This is a genomic window from Tabrizicola sp. M-4 (assembly GCF_051132405.1).
Classification (GTDB): Bacteria; Pseudomonadota; Alphaproteobacteria; order Rhodobacterales; family Rhodobacteraceae; genus Paragemmobacter.
The window spans coordinates 1,323,646-1,340,807 of record NZ_CP128606.1; the positions used below are offsets into that span (position 1 = coordinate 1,323,646).

Annotated in this window: 11 protein-coding genes, 1 tRNA gene and 1 other RNA gene; 8 read left to right on the top strand and 5 right to left on the bottom strand. The window is 66.3% G+C overall.

Going from position 1 to position 17,162, the window contains the following annotated elements; genetic code table 11:
- Window positions 1-29: 29 nt before the first annotated feature.
- The 4 genes from ctaD to lipB all read right to left on the bottom strand — a co-directional run bounded on the left by ctaD (window position 30) and on the right by lipB (window position 4,010).
- Window positions 30-1,709 carry a cytochrome c oxidase subunit I gene (gene ctaD / locus TabM4_RS06450; protein WP_434620074.1) on the bottom strand — a complete coding sequence of 560 codons (1,680 nt, stop codon included), beginning with the start codon at window positions 1,707-1,709 and terminating at the stop codon, window positions 30-32.
- A gap of 260 nt (window positions 1,710-1,969) precedes the next feature.
- Window positions 1,970-2,377, bottom strand: coding sequence for a c-type cytochrome (locus tag TabM4_RS06455; RefSeq protein WP_434620077.1), 408 nt, complete (start codon window positions 2,375-2,377; stop codon window positions 1,970-1,972).
- 91 nt (window positions 2,378-2,468) lie between these two features.
- Window positions 2,469-3,278, bottom strand: a complete 810-nt coding sequence (locus TabM4_RS06460; protein WP_434620080.1) for a LytTR family DNA-binding domain-containing protein — start codon at window positions 3,276-3,278, stop codon at window positions 2,469-2,471.
- Window positions 3,279-3,284: 6 nt separating this feature from the next.
- Window positions 3,285-4,010 (bottom strand): lipoyl(octanoyl) transferase LipB, encoded by a 726-nt coding sequence (gene lipB, locus TabM4_RS06465; RefSeq protein WP_434620083.1) that lies wholly within the window; start codon window positions 4,008-4,010, stop codon window positions 3,285-3,287.
- Between the two features lie 143 nt (window positions 4,011-4,153).
- Between lipB and TabM4_RS06470 the strand changes: the two genes are divergently transcribed.
- From TabM4_RS06470 to TabM4_RS06505, 8 genes are all read left to right on the top strand, one after another.
- Window positions 4,154-5,089 carry a class I SAM-dependent methyltransferase gene (locus tag TabM4_RS06470; protein WP_434620086.1) on the top strand — a complete coding sequence of 312 codons (936 nt, stop codon included), beginning with the start codon at window positions 4,154-4,156 and terminating at the stop codon, window positions 5,087-5,089.
- Window positions 5,090-5,183: 94 nt separating this feature from the next.
- A tRNA-Leu gene (locus TabM4_RS06475) sits at window positions 5,184-5,270 on the top strand.
- A 272-nt stretch (window positions 5,271-5,542) separates the two neighbouring features.
- On the top strand, window positions 5,543-8,980 hold the full coding sequence (locus tag TabM4_RS06480; RefSeq protein ID WP_434620089.1) for a Hint domain-containing protein: 3,438 nt from the start codon (window positions 5,543-5,545) through the stop codon (window positions 8,978-8,980).
- Between the two features lie 185 nt (window positions 8,981-9,165).
- On the top strand, window positions 9,166-11,751 hold the full coding sequence (locus TabM4_RS06485; RefSeq protein ID WP_434620092.1) for a Hint domain-containing protein: 2,586 nt from the start codon (window positions 9,166-9,168) through the stop codon (window positions 11,749-11,751).
- A 260-nt stretch (window positions 11,752-12,011) separates the two neighbouring features.
- Entirely contained in the window at window positions 12,012-13,115 is a 1,104-nt protein-coding gene (locus TabM4_RS06490; protein ID WP_434620094.1) for an ABC transporter ATP-binding protein, read from the top strand.
- Between the two features lie 73 nt (window positions 13,116-13,188).
- Window positions 13,189-14,262, top strand: coding sequence for an ABC transporter substrate-binding protein (locus tag TabM4_RS06495; protein WP_434620097.1), 1,074 nt, complete (start codon window positions 13,189-13,191; stop codon window positions 14,260-14,262).
- Window positions 14,263-14,324: 62 nt separating this feature from the next.
- Window positions 14,325-15,602, top strand: a complete 1,278-nt coding sequence (locus TabM4_RS06500) for an ABC transporter permease (protein ID WP_434620100.1) — start codon at window positions 14,325-14,327, stop codon at window positions 15,600-15,602.
- Window positions 15,603-15,614: 12 nt separating this feature from the next.
- Window positions 15,615-16,553: an ABC transporter permease gene (locus TabM4_RS06505; protein ID WP_434620103.1), complete on the top strand. Its 939-nt coding sequence runs from the start codon at window positions 15,615-15,617 to the stop codon at window positions 16,551-16,553.
- Between the two features lie 74 nt (window positions 16,554-16,627).
- On the opposite strand, the gene ssrA is transcribed toward TabM4_RS06505, so the two are convergent.
- Window positions 16,628-16,984, bottom strand: a transfer-messenger RNA (tmRNA) gene (gene ssrA, locus TabM4_RS06510).
- Between the last annotated feature and the right edge of the window lie 178 nt (window positions 16,985-17,162).

Here is a 17,162-nt window from a genome sequence, read left to right on the forward strand (position 1 = left end):
GGGGTTTTTCTTGGCGTTTCAGGCTGGCCTCAGTGGGCGTGACCCTTGTCCCAATCGGACTGCTTGGGCAGCTGCTCGAAGGTATGCTCCGGCGGCGGCGAGGTCAGCGTCCATTCCAGCGTGTCGGCATATTCGTTCCAGTAGTTGTTCTCGGTCACCTTCTTGCCGAACTTCAGGGTGTAGACGACCACACCGATGAAGAAGACGAAGGACGAGAAGGCGATCATGGCACCGACCGACGACCACCAGTTCCAGTAGGCGAACGCCTCCGGATAGTCGATGTAACGGCGCGGCATGCCCTGACGGCCAAGGAAGTGCTGCGGGAAGAAGGTCAGGTTCGACCCGATGAACATCGCCCAGAAGTGCAGCTTGCCCGCCCATTCCGGATACTGGCGGCCCGACATCTTGCCCATCCAGTAGTAGATGCCCGCGAAGATGCCGAAGACGGCGCCCAGCGACATCACATAATGGAAGTGCGCCACGACGTAGTAGGTGTCGTGATAGGCGCGGTCCACCCCGGCCTGCGACAGGACGATGCCGGTCACGCCGCCCACGGTGAACAGGAACAGGAAGCCGAAGGCCCAGAGCATCGGGGTTTCAAAGCTGACCGAACCGCCCCACATCGTGGCAATCCACGAGAAGATCTTGATGCCGGTCGGCACCGCGATCACCATCGTCGCCAGCATGAAAAAGGACTGCTGCGTCAGCGACATGCCCACCGTGTACATGTGGTGCGCCCAGACGACGAAGCCCAGCACCCCGATGGCCACCATCGCATAGACCATCGGCAGATAGCCGAAGATCGGCTTGCGCGAGAAGGTCGCGATGACCTGAGAGATGATCCCGAAGGCCGGCAGGATGATGATGTAGACTTCCGGGTGGCCAAAGAACCACAGGATGTGCTGATACAGGACCGGGTCACCGCCGCCCGAGGGCGTGAAGAAGGTGGTCCCGAAATTGCGGTCCGTCAGCAGCATGGTGATGGCACCGGCCAGAACCGGCAGGGCCAGCAGGATCAGCCACGAGGTCACGAAGATCGACCATGCGAACAGCGGCACCTTGTGCATCGTCATGCCCGGCGCGCGCATGTTCAGGAAGGTCGTGATCATGTTGATCGCGCCAAGGATCGACGACGCACCCGACAGGTGGACGGCGAAGATGGCGAGGTCCATCGCATAGCCGCCCTCTGCCGTGGTCGACAGCGGCGGGTAAAGCACCCAGCCCACGCCCGCGCCCGGCCCAAGCTCGCCGCCGCCACCGGGGGCGAAGAGCGAGGCCACGGCCAGCGAGGTGCCCGCGACGTAAAGCCAGTAGGACAGGTTGTTCATGCGCGGGAAGGCCATGTCCGGCGCGCCGATCTGCAGCGGCATGAAATAGTTGCCGAAGCCGCCGAACAGCGCCGGGATCACCACGAAGAACATCATCAGGATGCCGTGGGCGGTGATCGTCACGTTCCAGATATGCCCGTTGGGCGTGCAGGTCGCCGCCGCATCGGCGACGAGGCGCAGGCCTTCCTGGCACATGTACTGGACGCCGGGGTTCATCAGCTCCATCCGCATGTAGACGGTGAAGATGACCGAGATCAGACCGACGAGACCGCCGGTGAAGAGGTAGAGGATCCCGATGTCCTTGTGATTGGTCGACATGAACCAGCGGGTGAAGAACCCCCGGTCGTCATGCTCGTGGCCATGAATGGCTGCGTCCGCCATTGGCGTCTCCCGTTCTTGCGCTCTGTCCGCGGGTTTTCCCGTCGGCCGTGTTCCCTTGCGTCCGGCTCCGCTGGGCGGAGTCGGGGCGACGAAATCGTGATAGCCCGCGTGGGCAGGCGTGGCAACGGCGGAAATTGATCCAGATCAAGATGAAACGTCGCAGGGGCAGGGCAGGGGGCCTTTCCGCAACCCTTGCCGCCACAGGGAAAAAAGGCGCGCAGCCCCCCTCCACGCCTTCCCGCGGCAGGGCGCTTTCCGCCCTATTTCAGGCCCGCGAGATAGGCCGCCATATCCGCCGCCCCCTCCGTCATCCGATAGCCCATCCGCGACCTTGCTCGTGCATCCCCGGTCTTGGCCCGCAGCCATTCCCCCGGATTGGCGATATAGGCGACCAGTTCCGCCTCGTCCCAGACGATCCCCGCCTCGCCGACCGACCGCAGCGCATCGCCATAGGCGAACCCCTCCCGCGATCCCACCGCCCGGCCCAGCAGGCCAAAGAGGTTCGGCCCCGTCCGCCCGCCCTCCACGATGACCGTCCCGTCATCGGCCACGATGGCATGGCAGGCCCGGCATTGCGTGAAGGCGGCCTCTCCCACCGCCGCATCCTGCGCCAGCGCGGGCAGCACCGTCAGGCACAGCGCCGCATATGCGGAAAACCAAGTCTTCATCAGCAAATTCCTGCCCTTGCACATCTTCGGGGGCCTCTGTGCCAACTTCCCTCCGCGCGCCCAATGGCAAGGCGCGCCAAGGTCGCAGGGGTCAGCGCGGCGGCAACAGCCCCGCCTGTTCCAAGGCCTCGACATTGCTCCGGCTGACCGGCAGCCGCCGCCCGTCGCTCAGCGTGACGATGGCGCGGCGACCGTCCCGCTCGGCCTTCGCGATATGGTCCAGCGCCACCCAATGCGACCGGTGCAGCCGCAGCCCGGTCGTGGGCATCGCCTCGGCAATGGCATCCGACAGGCGCAGAAGGATCGTCGCCTGCCCCAGTTCCGTCACCACCTGCGTATAGTGATCCGTCGCCTCAAGCGACACGATCGGCCCCCGCACCGGCTTGGGCAGCCGCTCCATCAGGCGCGGCGGCGCGGTGAAGGGATGATGCGGCAGGGGCGGCGCGGCCGTCGCCTTGCGGTCGCCGAAGAAGGCCAGCGACACCGCCACAGACACCGCGACCGATATCCCCAGATTGGCCAGCGCAAGCTCTGCCACGCTCAGGGGCAGAGCCCCCGGCGCAAGCAGCACCGCATTCACGCCCAGAACGATCAGATTGATCGGCAGCGCGTTCACCACCCCGCCAAGGATCGCTGCCGGAACCTGCGCCACCCCCCCCTGACGCAACGCCCCTGCCACCGTGTGGCAGGTGACGAAACCCACCACCCCCGTCGCCCCCACCAGCAGCAGCCAGTAGAACAGCCGCAAGGGCAAGGGCAGCAGTTCCACCGTCCCGAATGGTCCCGCCACCCCAAGGACCAGCCCGATCCCCGTCAGCCCGATCCAGAACCTCCGGTCGCGCAGGATCGGGCGCAGCTCGGACAGGGCAAGCGTGACATCGGGCGAGATGGAAAGCGTCATGTCGTCTCAGGCGGCGCAGGAAGGGGGCGAAAATCCATCGGGGCGCAATCCCCCATCCACCGGAAAGAAACGCGGGAAGGTCGCCATCAGCGCCGCATCCAGATCCGCCATCGTCACCGGCAGGCCAAGGTCGACGAGGCTGGTCACCCCGTGGTCGCGGATACCGCAAGGCACGATCCCCGAGAAATGCGACAGGTCGGGTTCCACATTGATCGAAATGCCGTGAAAGCTGATCCAGCGGCGCAGCTTGACCCCGATTGCGGCGATCTTGTCCTCGGCCGGGCTGCCATCGGCATTCGGCGCGCGGTCAGGCCGCGTCACCCAGACGCCCACGCGTCCGGGGCGGATCTCGCCCTTCACGTTGAACTCGGCCAGCGTAGCGATGACCCAATTCTCCAGCGCCCGCACGAAACAGCGCACATCCCGCCCCCGCGCGCCCACATCTAGCATGGTATAGATCACCCGCTGTCCCGGACCGTGATAGGTGTACTGCCCGCCGCGCCCCGTCTCGAAGACGGGAAACCTGTCAGGCTGCACCAGATCCTCGCGGCGGGCCGATGTGCCTGCGGTGTAAAGCGGCGGATGCTCCAGCAGCCAGACCGCCTCGCCCGCGCGGCCCTCGGCCATTTCGGCGACATGCCGCTCCATCGCGGCAAGGGTCGGCAGATAGGGGCTCAGTCCCGGCAAGTGCCGCCAGTCGGTCATCGTCTCGCGTCGCTTTTTTTGCTGCACCTCACTTGGCAATTGCAGTGAAACCAGCGATTTGTGCAAGCACGACTTGGGCAGGCGGCTGCACTCTGTGCGGGCTGGCCCGATTTTGGGGGGATGGTATGACTTCTGGTTGCGCGTCTTGCGGAGGTGTCGCCGAAACGGTTGTGTCCCGTGCGGATCGGCATGGGCGTCCCCTCGTCACCGTGATCTGCGATGGCTGCGGGCTGATTCACAACGACCCCATCCCCAGCGAGGCGGAACTCGAGGCTTTCTATCGCCGCGACTATCGGCAGGATTACAAGGGCGCCACCGAACCGCGCCCCCGGCAGGTCTGGCGCAACCACAACCGCCTTCAGGCGCATTTCCTCGCCTTCCGCGACATCTATGCCAAGGGCGGGCGCTGGCTCGACCTCGGCGCGGGCAGCGGCGAATTCACCTTCCTCGCCCGCAAGATCGGGGCCGATATCGCCGCCATCGAACCGAACGAGGCCTATGCCGCCTATTGCCGCGCCACGCTCGACCTCGACGTGCAGACCGCGCGGCTGGAGGACAGCGACTTCGCCCCCGGCTCCTTCGACCTGATCCGCCTCAGCCATGTGCTGGAACACATGCGCGATCCGGTGGCCTCGCTGTCCACTCTGCGCGACTGGCTGGCCCCCGGCGGGCTGATCTACATCGAGGTGCCCGATATCGAACGCGACGCCCGCAACAAACTGCGCGGCCGGCTCTTCCATTACGGGCATATCTTCAATTTCAACCCGCTCACCCTGCGTCAGGTGGCGGCTCGCGCGGGCCTCGTGGAACTGCCGCAGACCGCCGCCCGCTCGGCAGGCACCTGCGGCGCCTTCTTCACGGTGGGCGAGGGCGGCCTGGCCAGCGATGCGGCTCTGGCCGCCAACGCCACCCGGATGCGCGCGGCCATCACCGACCATTACGCCCGCCGCGTGCCCCTGCCCGAGGAAGGCTCGGCCACCCTGCGCTTCCTGCGCACCATCGCCGCACGGGCGCGCGAGGCTTATGCGGGCCGCAGGCTGAACTCCCCCCGCCGCATCGCCGAAGACTCGGCAAGCCGCCTCATCGCGCGGATGCAGCAGGGCTGATCCCGCCACCGCGGAGGGGCGGCCTCGGGGGGCGAAATTTGCTCTTTTCATTCCCCGAACCCTTCGCTAAACAGCCGCCACCAAGCCAGATCGTGCGGATGTGGCGGAATTGGTAGACGCGCAGCGTTGAGGTCGCTGTGGGGTAACTCCCGTGAAGGTTCGAGTCCTTTCATCCGCACCATGACTTCCTCGACCGGGCCGCAAGGCCCGGTCGGAAGCTCCCGGAAAACCCTGACATTCCAAGACACTGCCGCGACAGGCCCAAACTGGACCTGAGTCCGTTCGGTAACGCTTGTGGCGAAATCCGTCACTTTCTGTGCTGATCCGGCGACTTCGCCGCATTTGCCCCAATTTTGCCACAATCTCCATCCCTAAGGATGGATCAATCCCGGCATCAGACCGGGTTGTTGTCCGAACCGGCACAAGACCGGCGGACGTGGCGCGAGCGGTGTCATGCCTACTTACGTGATCGACGGCTATGCCGTCGGTGCGATAGCCGTCACTGGTGGGGGAACCCCCACGACCGGGTCCACCTTCCGGCTGGACCCGAACTGGTCCGCATCCGCAGCCGCGCTGACGATTTCCGTCACCGATGACGATACCGGCTTCTCCGGTTCCGCGGCGGCCATCCTCGACGGAAACCAGACCGGGGTCGTGATCTCCGCCACGGGCACCACGCTGGGCAGCGGGCTGATCCGGCTGGGCAATGCCTTCACCGTCAGCGACCCGCTTGCCGGAACCGTCACGCTCTATCAGGTGATGATCGGCACCACGGTGCTGGGCTATGTCGGCACCGCGCCCCTGCAACCGGGCGTGCAGTATACGGTCACCGCCACCTCGGCCACCACGGCGGGAGGCGTGCCCTATACCTCGCTTGCCATGCTCGACCACGAACAGGCGGCGGCGAACACGCTGCAGGGCGGCGGCGGCAACGACTCGCTCCTTGGCGGCGACGGGGGCGACACGCTCTCGGGCGCGGCGGGCAACGACACGATCTATGGCGGGGCGGGCAATGACGTCCTCTCCGGCGGGGCGGGCAATGACAGCGTCTTCGGCGATGCGGGCGACGACCGCTTCCTCGTCGCGACCGGCAGTCAGGCCGACTCCATCTTCGGCGGCACCGGCAACGACACCATCGACTTCACCGCCGCCACCGTCGGCGCAAACCTCAACTTCACCGGCACCGGAACCGGCACCCAGAACCTCGTCGGCGTCGCGGGCGTCGCCTTCACCGGCATCGAGGCGGTGGACGGGTCGAACTTCAACGACACCCTCTTCGGCGGCTCCAGCGGCGGCGCGGTCACCATCGCGGGCAATGGCGGTGCCGATACCATACAGGGCGGCTCGGCCGGGGATTTCCTCTATGGCGGTTCCGGGGCCGACAGCATCGCGGGCAATGCCGGCAATGACCTCATCGAAGGCGGCGCCGATGCCGACCTCCTCTATGGCGGCACGGGCGAGAACACCCTGCGCGGGGACGATGGCAACGACCGGCTGGAGGCCACGACCGGGAATGACCTCCTGGAAGGCGGGGCAGGGTCCGACTCGCTCTTCGGCGGCGATGCGAATGATACGCTGGATGGCGGCGAGGGCATCGACAGCCTCTATGGCGGCAACGGCAACGACCTGATCGACGGCGGGGCCGACAACGACCTGCTCGACGGTGGCGCGGGCAATGACACGCTTCTGGGCGGACTGGGCAACGACTCCCTCCTCGGGCAGGGTGGCAACGACACCTTCCGCATCGGTGAAGGCGACGGCAACGACACCATCATCGGCGGCACCGGCACCGACACGGTCGACACCACCCTCGTCACCGGCGGCGTGAATGTCACCTTCGGCAGCAGCGGCGGCGGCACCGTCACGGCGGCAGGGACCTCCACCACCTTCTCCTCCATCGAGGCGCTGCAGACCGGGGCAGGCAACGACACCATCCTCGGCGGCACCGGGGCCGAGCGGGTGAATGCCGGGGCAGGGGATGACCTCCTCTACGGCGGCGCGGGGTCCGACAGCCTTGCCGGCGGCGCGGGCAACGACACCTTCTTCGGCGGCAGTGGCACCGACACGCTGCTGGGCGAAGAAGGCGACGATACCTTCGTCGTCAATCCGGGCGACGGCACGACGAACATCTTCGGCGGCACGGGGGACGAAACGCAGGGCGACCGCGTCGACCTGTCCTCCTTCACCACCAGCATGACCGTCACCTATTCCGGTGCGGGCGCGGGCAGCATCGCGACCACTTCCGGAACGGTCGCCTTCTCGCAACTGGAGCTTGTCCAGACCGGGGCAGGCAATGACACGGTCAACGGCGGCACTGGGGCGGACCGGGTGGAAACAGGGGCGGGCAACGACCGCCTCTTCGGCGGCGGCGGGGCCGATATCCTGTCCGGCGGCGATGGCCGGGATTCGCTGGAAGGCGGCGATGGCAATGACACGCTGATCGGCGGGGCTGGGATCGATACGCTCTACGGCGGCACGGGTCTCGACGTCATCGACTATTCCGCCAGCGGCGCGGCGGTAAACATCAACCTGCGCACATGGACGGCCACGGGCGGCGATGCCGAAGGCGACGTTCTGGCTGGCGTCGACGGGGTGGTCGGCTCCGCCTTCGATGACACGATCATCGGCTTCGACGACGAAAACAGCAGCAGCGCCGATTTCTACTACAACATCTTCGAGGGCGGCGCGGGCAATGACGTCCTCGAAGGCCGGGGCGGCAGCGACGCGCTCTTCGGCGGGGCCGACAACGACACCGTCCTCGGCGGCGATGGCAACGACACCGTCGATGGCGGCGATGGCAACGACTCGCTGACTGGCGATGCGGGCAATGACACGATGTCGGGCGGGGCGGGCAACGACTCCGTCTTCGGCGGCATCGGCAATGACTCTATGGATGGCGGCAGCGGGGCCGACCTCCTCGACGGCGGCAGCGGAAATGACCTCCTCGCCGGGGGCGAAGGCAACGACATCCTCATCGGCGGCGCGGGCAACGACACCCTCACCGGTGGCACCGGGCGAGATACCTATGTCCTCACCGCAGGCGGCGGCGCGGATGTCGTCACCGACATGGACCTTACGCTGGTCGATGGCCAGTTCACCGACCGGATCGACGTCTCCGGCCTGACCGACGCCTTCGGCAACCCGGTGAACTGGGCCGATGCAACCGTCACCTCCGACGGGGCGGGGGGCGCGCTCGTCACCTTCCCCGGCGACGTCTCGATCCGCCTTGTCGGCATCGACCCCGCGCTCATCTCCGGCCGCACCTCGCTCATCCAGCTTGGCGTGCCCTGCTTCGGTACCGGCACTCTGATCCTCACGGATCGCGGCGAGGTCCCGGTCGAGGATATCCGCGCGGGCGACCGCGTGATGACCGCCGATCACGGCCTGCAACCCGTGCGCTGGGCGGGCGGCCGCCACCTCGACCGCGCCGCACTCGAGGCCGAACCCCTGCTGCGCCCCGTCCTCATCCGCGACGGCGCGCTGGGCAATCGCGGCGATGTCCTCGTCTCGCCCAACCACGCCGTCCTCGCCACCGTGGACGGGCAGGAGATGCTGGTCCGCGCCAAACATCTGGCCGAACTGGGCGACACGCGCTTCCGCATCGCCAAGGGGCGCAAGGAGGTGGGCTATCACCACCTGCTTCTGGATCGCCACGCCCTGATCTTCGCCAATGGCATGGCGACCGAAACGCTCTATCCCGGCCCCATGGCCGTGGCCGCCCTCGGCCCCATCGTCGCGGCCGAGATCGCCCGCGCCTTCCCGCTGCTCGCCCCGGTCCTCGCCGGAACCGCCGACGCGGCAGAGCTTTACGGCCCCACCGTCCGCCCCGTGGCCAAGCGCCGCCAGATCGTCGCGGGCCCGAATCCCGCCCGCCGCGCCGCCGCCGCCTGACCCACACCGCAGAGCCGCCCGACAGGCCCCGGACCCCGCCCCTTCGGCAGGGGCGGTGAAAGGTTTTTCCCGCCCAGGCCTCAACCGGGCCAATGTTCCGCCGTTAACAAAGGTTAGCGACCGCTCTGCCGCACCCGCGCGGGTGATCCGGCACACGAACAACCGACACTTTAAGACAGACGCCGATGCCAACCTACACGCTCACGGGCATATCCACCTCCAGCCTGCTGATCAGCGGGGGCGGTTCTCCCACGGTCGGCACCAGCGCCATGCTGGACCCCGCCTTTTCCGCCGCCACCGACCGCCTGACCTTCACCGTCACCGATGATGACAGCGCCTTCTCCGGCAGCCGTGGCAGCCAGCTTGACGGCAACCAGACCGCCACCGTCACCAATGCCGCAGGCGCGACGCTGGCCAGCGGCCCGGTCCGGCTGGGCAATGCCTACAGCTTCTCCACCGGCACCACCTCGGCCATCCTCTACGAGGTCTATGTCGGCAACACCCTCGTGGGCTACGTGTCCAATTCCGGCCTCCAGCCCGGCATCAGCGCGACCGTCACCAGCGTGCAGGACACCACCGCCACCGGCACCAGCTATGGCAGCATCGCCTCGCAGACCTACGATCCCAACGCCTCCAGCACCCTCTACGGTGGCACCGGGGCCGACAGCATCCGCGCGGGTGCGGGGAACGATTCCATCCTCGCCTCGGCGGGCAATGATTCCATCGACGGCGGCCTCGGCAATGACACGGTCTTCGCGGATGCGGGCGATGACAGCATCCTCGGCGGCGACGGCTCCGACTCCCTCGATGCGGGCACCGGCAATGACACGGTAGATGCGGGCATCGGCAATGACATCGTCTTCGGCGGCACGGGCAATGACCTCATCACCGGGGGCGACGGCAACGACTCGCTCGACGCGGGCGACGGAAACGACACTGTCGACGGCGGCACGGGTGATGACACCATCTTCGGCGGCCTTGGCAACGATCAGATCTTCGGCGGCGACGGCAACGATTCCACCGATGGAGGCGAGGGCGACGACCTGATTGCCGCCGGGGCGGGCAACGACATCCTCTTCGGGGGCGACGGGAACGACACGCTGCGCGGCGGCGCTGGCAGCGACACGATGGTCGGCGGCAACGGCACCGACCTGCTGGACTATTCCGACGTCACCGCAGGCGTTTCGGTCAACCTCTCCACCAACGCCACGGCAGGCGGCGCGGCGGGCGATTCCATCAGCGGCTTCGAAAACCTCGCAGGCTCCGCCCTGAACGACACGCTCACCGGCGGCGCGGACAACAACGCCCTCTGGGGCGGCGACGGCGCGGACAGCCTCTATGGCCTCGCCGGTGCCGACAGCCTCTTCGGGGGGGCGGGCAACGACCTGCTCGAAGGCGGCGACGGGAACGACACGCTGGCAGGCGGGGCAGGGGCCGATACGATCCGAGGCGGCACTGGCCGCGACATCGTCGACTATTCCGCCAGCAGCGCCGCCGTCTCTGTCGACCTGACGAACTGGACGGCCTCGGGCGGCGATGCGACAGGCGATGTCCTTAGCGGCGTGGATGGCGTCATCGGCTCTGCCTTCAACGACACGATCATCGGCTTCGACAACGAAAACCTCTCCTCCGCCGATTTCTACTACAACCGCATGGATGGCGGCGCTGGCGACGATTTCATCGACGGGCGCGCAGGCAGCGACCACCTCACCGGCGGGGCGGATAACGACACGCTGCTGGGCCAAAGCGGAAATGACACGCTCGACGGCGGCACGGGCAATGACCAACTCTTCGGTGGCGACGACAGCGACAGCCTCTCGGGCGGCGACGGAAACGACACGCTAAGCGGCGGCGCGGGGAATGACACGCTTTCCGGCGGGGCCGGGCGCGACGTCTTCGTCCTCACCTCCGATGGTGGCTCTGACCGGATCACCGATTTCGACACCACGCTGGTCGATGGCCAATTCGCCGACCGCCTTGATGTCTCGGGCCTCGTCGACGCGCAGGGCAATCCTGTCAATGTCCGCGATGCCGTGATCTCCTCCGACGGGACGGGGGGCAGCATCCTCACCTTCCCCGGCGGCGTCTCGGTGCAACTGCCGAACGTCTCGCCCCAGCAACTCAATTCCTCCGCAGCCCTCGCCCAACTTGGCATCCCCTGTCTGGCCGAAGACACGCTGATCCTCACCGACAAAGGCGAACGCCCCATCCAATCCCTGCGCCCCGGCGATCTGGTGGCCACCCGCGATCACGGCTTCCAACCCCTGCGCTGGGCGGGCGGTCGCCACCTCGACGCCGCCGCCCTTCGCGACGATCCGCGCCTCTGCCCCATCCGCATCCGCAACGGTGCCTTGGGCAACCGGGGCGATGTCCTCGTCTCTCCGAACCATGCCCTTCTCGTCACCCTGGACGGGCAGGAACGGCTCGCAAGGGCCAAGCATCTGGCCGAACTGGGCGATCCGCGCTTCCGCATCGCGCGCGGCAGGCGCGGCGTGACCTATCACCACCTCCTGCTCGACCGCCACGCGATCATCTTCGCCCAAGGCATGGCGACCGAGTCGCTCTATCCCGGCCCCATGGCGCTCGCCGCGCTCGGCCCCGCCATCGGTGCCGACCTCGCCGCCGCCTTCCCGCTCTTGGCCCCGGTCCTTGCCGGAACCCGCCCCGCCGCCGAAATCTACGGCCCGACCGCGCGCCCCGTCGCGCCCCGGCGTTTGCTCCATGCCGCATTCTTGGGCAGACCCGACCTTTCCCTCGGCACCGCCGCCTGAGGCATATCGTCCCGCTCTCCCCCGGCCCGCGCCACACCGCGGCGCGCGACTCCCCCGCTTTCCCCAAGGGAAGGCGATTTTCCTTCCACGCCACCCGATCCTGACGCTTTGAACGGCGTTGAGGTCGCAAACTGACCTGTTTTCCCGAAACGCCCGATGATACCCGCTGAAAGGGACAAGCCGGTTGCAATGCCGGTGGCCTTTGGCTTTAGTCAGGGAAAGACGGCGGAACAACCGCCCAGAAGACCGGGGAGACGACATTGGCCGCAGCGAGCCAGAACGACGCTTTCGTCGTGTTCGACCATGTCCAGAAAAGCTACGACGGCGTGTCGCTCGTCGTGAAGGACCTGAACCTGACCATCGGCAAGGGCGAGTTTCTTACCATGCTCGGCCCCTCCGGCTCCGGCAAGACGACCTGCCTGATGATGCTCGCGGGCTTCGAGACGGCGACGAATGGCGAAATCCTCCTCGATGGCCGCCCCATCAATCAGGTCCCGCCGCACAAGCGCGGCATCGGCATGGTGTTCCAGAACTACGCGCTCTTCCCCCACATGACCGTGGGCGAGAACCTCGCCTTCCCGCTGGAAGTGCGCGGCATGGGCAAATCGGAACGCGAGGCCAAGATCGCCCGCGCCCTCGACATGGTGCAGATGGGCAAATTCGCCAACCGCCGCCCCGCCCAGCTTTCGGGCGGCCAGCAGCAGCGCATCGCGCTCGCCCGCGCGCTGGTCTTCGATCCCAAGCTCGTGCTGATGGACGAACCGCTCGGCGCGCTGGACAAACAGTTGCGCGAACACATGCAGTTCGAAATCAAGCACCTGCATGAATCGCTCGGTATCACCGTGGTCTACGTCACCCATGATCAGGGCGAGGCGCTGACCATGTCCGACCGGATCGCCGTCTTCAACGATGGCCGCATCCAGCAGCTCGCCCCGCCCGCCGACCTCTACGAACGCCCCGACAACAGCTTCGTTGCGCAGTTCATCGGCGAGAACAACCGTCTGGAAGGCACGGTCGAAGAGATCAAGGGCGGCCGCGCCCTCGTCCGGCTGAACACCGGCGAACTGATCGACGCCACCCCGGTCAATGTCTCCACCAAGGGGCAGAAGACCCTCGTCTCCATCCGCCCCGAACGGGTGGAATTCAAACCCGAACTCCTTCCCGCCGACGCCCATCTGATCGAGGCCGAGGTGATCGAGGTCATCTACATGGGTGACCTCTTCCGCACCGTGCTCAAGGTGGCGGGGCATGACGATTTCGTCATCAAATCGCGCAACACGCTGGGCCAGCGCATGCTGACCCCCGGCGAAAAGATCAAGATCGGCTGGGCCCCGCAGGACGCGCGCGCCCTCGACCCGGTCTGAGAACCCGCCCCGCCCGAAAGGGCGGGGCCAATCACAACAGAGCAGTTCTGTTCAACATGGGAGCTAACAAAAGATGAAGAAAATCCTGATCCTCACCACCGCCCTGACGGGCTTTGCCGTTTCGGCAAGCGCGCAGGAACTGACGGTGATGTCTTGGGGCGGCGCCTATGGCGAAGCCCAGACCGAAGCGCATGTGAAGCCGTGGTCGGCCGCCTCGGGCTTTGCCGCCAAGATGGTGGACAGCGACAACCCGGCCACCCCGATCAAGGCCATGGTCGAGGCGGGCAACGTCACCATCGACGTGGCCTCCATCGAATATGCCGACGCGATCCGCCTCTGCGACGAAGGCATGCTTGAACCCATCGACATCGCCGCCCTTCCGGCCGGTGCCGATGGCACCCCCGCCGCCGAAGACTTCCTCGCCGGCGCCGTGACCGAATGCGCCGTCTCGACCGACATCTGGTCGAACGTCTATGCCTATGACACCACCAAATTCACCGGCGAGGCCCCCTCGACCGCTGCCGACTTCTTCGATCTGGAGAAATTCCCCGGCAAGCGCGGCCTGAAGAAAGGCCCGAAGGCCGTTCTGGAACTGGCCCTCATCGCCGATGGCGTCCCGGTTGGTGAAGTCTATGACGTTCTGGGCACCCCCGAAGGTGTCGACCGCGCCTTCGCGAAACTCGACACGATCAAGTCGGAAGTCGTGTGGTGGGAAGCCGGTTCGCAGGCCCCGCAACTCCTCGCCGATGGCGAAGTGGTCATGACCACCGCCTATAACGGCCGGATCTTCAACGCGGCGATTGCGGAGAACAAGCCCTTCCAGATCGTCTGGGATGGCCAGATCTACGAAAACGAGATGTATGCGATCCCGAAGGGCGCGCCGAACAAGGACAAGGCGCTGGAATTCATCGCCTATGCCACCTCGACCGAAGGCCTCCGCGCGCAGGCGCAGTACATCTCCTACGGCCCGGCCCGCAAATCGGCGCTGAAGGACGAACTGATCTACAAGGATGGCAAGACCGTCATGGGGCCGCACCTGCCGACCGCGCCCGAAAACATGACCAACGCGCTGGAAACCTCGGCCGACTTCTGGGTCGACCGCAACGAGGAACTGAACGAGCGGTTCAACGCTTGGCTCGCGCAGTGACCTGACAGACCGGGGGCGCGGGACGATCCGCGCCCCCATTCTCTTTCCGACGGACCCGATCCATGGCCGATCTGACCGCTGCTGCGCCTTCCGCGCCCCAGACCTCCGCGCCCCTCACGACCGCCGATGGACGCCCGCTCAAGGCCGCGCTCGCCGCCGCACAGGCCCGCGCCAAGCGCCGCGCCTTCCTTCTGGTGCTGCCGCTTCTGGCCTTCGTCGTGCTGACCTTCATCATCCCCATCGGGCAGATGCTGGACCGGTCCTTCCACCATGACGGATTCTCCTCCAACGCCCCCGCCACCGTCGCATGGTTTCAGGCCAACCCGCCAGGCACCGAACCCGACGAGGCCGCCTTCGAGGCCCTCGCCGCCGACATGAAACTCATGCGGGAGAACAAGACGGCGGGCGAGGCGGGCACCCGCGTGAACTACACGCTGGCCGAGACGCGCTCGATGATCACCAAGACCGCGCGCAATGCCGACGATCTGGTCCCCCCCTACAAGGAAGCATTCCTCGCCATCGACGACCGCTGGGACGATCCCGCCGTCTGGCAGGCCCTGCGCTCCTCCTCCAGCGAATATACCGCCGATTTCTACCTCGCCGCGCTCGATCTGGAACGGGCCGAGGATGGCAGCATCCAGCGCGTGCCGGAAAACGGGCGCATCTATGTCTATCTCTTCATCAAGACCTTCGTCGTCTCGGCCATCATCACCGTGATCTGCCTCCTTCTGGCCTTCCCCGTGGCGCATCTCCTTGCCACGCTGCCCATGGCCAAGGCGAACCTCCTGATGATCCTCGTCCTTCTGCCCTTCTGGACCTCGCTCCTCGTGCGCACCACAAGCTGGATCGTGCTTCTGCAGGGCGAGGGGGTGATCAACGACATGCTCATCTCCTTGGGCTTCATCGGCGATGACGGGCGGTTGAAGATGATCTACAACCAGACCGGCACGATCATTGTCATGACCCACGTCCTGCTGCCCTTCATGATCCTGCCGCTCTATTCCGTCATGCGCGTGATCCCGCCCTCCTATGCCCGCGCCGCCCGCAGCCTTGGCGCGACAAGCTGGACCACCTTCCGCCGCATCTACCTGCCGCAGACCCTGCCGGGCATCGGGGCGGGCTCGCTCCTCGTCTTCATCCTTGCCGTGGGCTATTTCATCACGCCCGCGCTGGTGGGCGGGGCCGATGGGCAGCTCATCTCGAACCTGATCGACTTCCACATGAAGAATTCGAACTGGTCAATGGCGGCGGCCCTCTCCGCGATGCTCCTCGCAGGGGTGCTGGTGCTCTACTGGCTCTACGACCGTCTGGTCGGCATCGACAACCTGAAACTCGGCTGAGGATAGGCGATCATGGCCCTGCCCATCTATGCAAGCCCGCTGGAGCGCCTCTGGCACTATACCTATCTGGTGCTCTGCACGGCGATCTTCATCTTCCTGATCTCGCCCATCCTCGTGGTGATCCCGCTCTCCTTCAACGCGGAACCCTATTTCACCTTCACCGAGGCGATGCTGCGCTTCGATCCGGCGGGATATTCCCTGCGCTGGTACGACGCGCTGCTCACGCTGGGCATGCAGGCCCCCGACGCGATCCGCGACGGGGCATGGTGGTCGGACATGTGGGAGAATTCCACATGGGTCCGCGCGGCCAAGAACTCCATCATCGTGGGCTTCTGGGCGACGATCCTCGCCACCGTCCTTGGCACGCTGGCCGCGCTTGGCCTGTCGCGCCCGGAAATGCCCTATCGCCGCGTGGTCATGGCCATCCTGATCAGCCCGATGATCGTGCCGATCATCATCATCGCCACGGGTCTCTTCTTCTTCTACTCCAACCCCTGCTCGATCATCGGCACCGAATGCGGGCGGCTGACCAGCACCTATCTGGGCGTCATCCTTGCCCATACCACGCTGGGCATCCCCTTCGTCATCATCACCGTCACGGCTACGCTCTCGGGCTTCGACCAGTCGCTGATCCGTGCCTCGGCCAGCCTCGGCGCGTCGCCCTCGCGCACCTTCTTCAAGGTCATCATGCCGCTGATCCTGCCGGGTGTGGTTTCGGGCGCGCTCTTCGCCTTCGTCACCTCCTTCGACGAGGTGGTGGCGGTGCTCTTCATCGCGGGCCCCGACCAGCAGACGATCCCGCGCCAGATGTGGAACGGCATCCGCGAGGCGATCAGCCCTGCCATCCTCGCCGTGGCCACGATCCTCGTGATCATCTCCATCGCGCTTCTTGCGACGGTCGAACTCCTGCGCCGCCGCTCCGAACGGCTGCGCGGGGTCACGCCGCACTGACCGGACCACGATTTTTCTGCGAAAAATCGGCAAGGGGCGCTGCGGCGCCCCTTTTTGCGTCGAAAGGTAAGGGAAGTGCAGGTTTCTGTTGCCAGGTACCTGCGAACCCCGCCTTACGCGGCTAAGCGCAAGGGCTTAGATTTGGTATTGCGAGCCGCTTACGCAGCCAGCGCCACCGGAGCACGGTTGTCATTGGCAACTGTGATCTTGGACCGATAACGGTGGTACCTCACCGAGCGAAAGCTGGCCTCTTTGAACGTTCGTCGATCCTGTTTCGGCCCCTTACCCCCGCAATGACCGGGATGGTTTGGTGGAGCCGCCGGGTACCGCCCCCGGGTCCGAGCCGTCTATTACAGGTGCGTTTATCGCCATAGTCAGGGTTGCCCCTGACAAGTGAGAATATAGGGGCAGGGCAGGGCTTCCGCAAGCGGCTGCCCGATCTTTCGCCGGACCGCCCAGCCCGCTCTTGCACGGCGGCAATCCCGCGCGGGCGGTCCTCGCGACCGCCCCGATTTTTCGCAGAAAGATCGCCCTGCCCGAAACCTTGCCGTCAAAGGCAAAGGGCCGGTCGGGTTTCCCCGACCGGCCCCTTTCCAGCATCCTGACGGA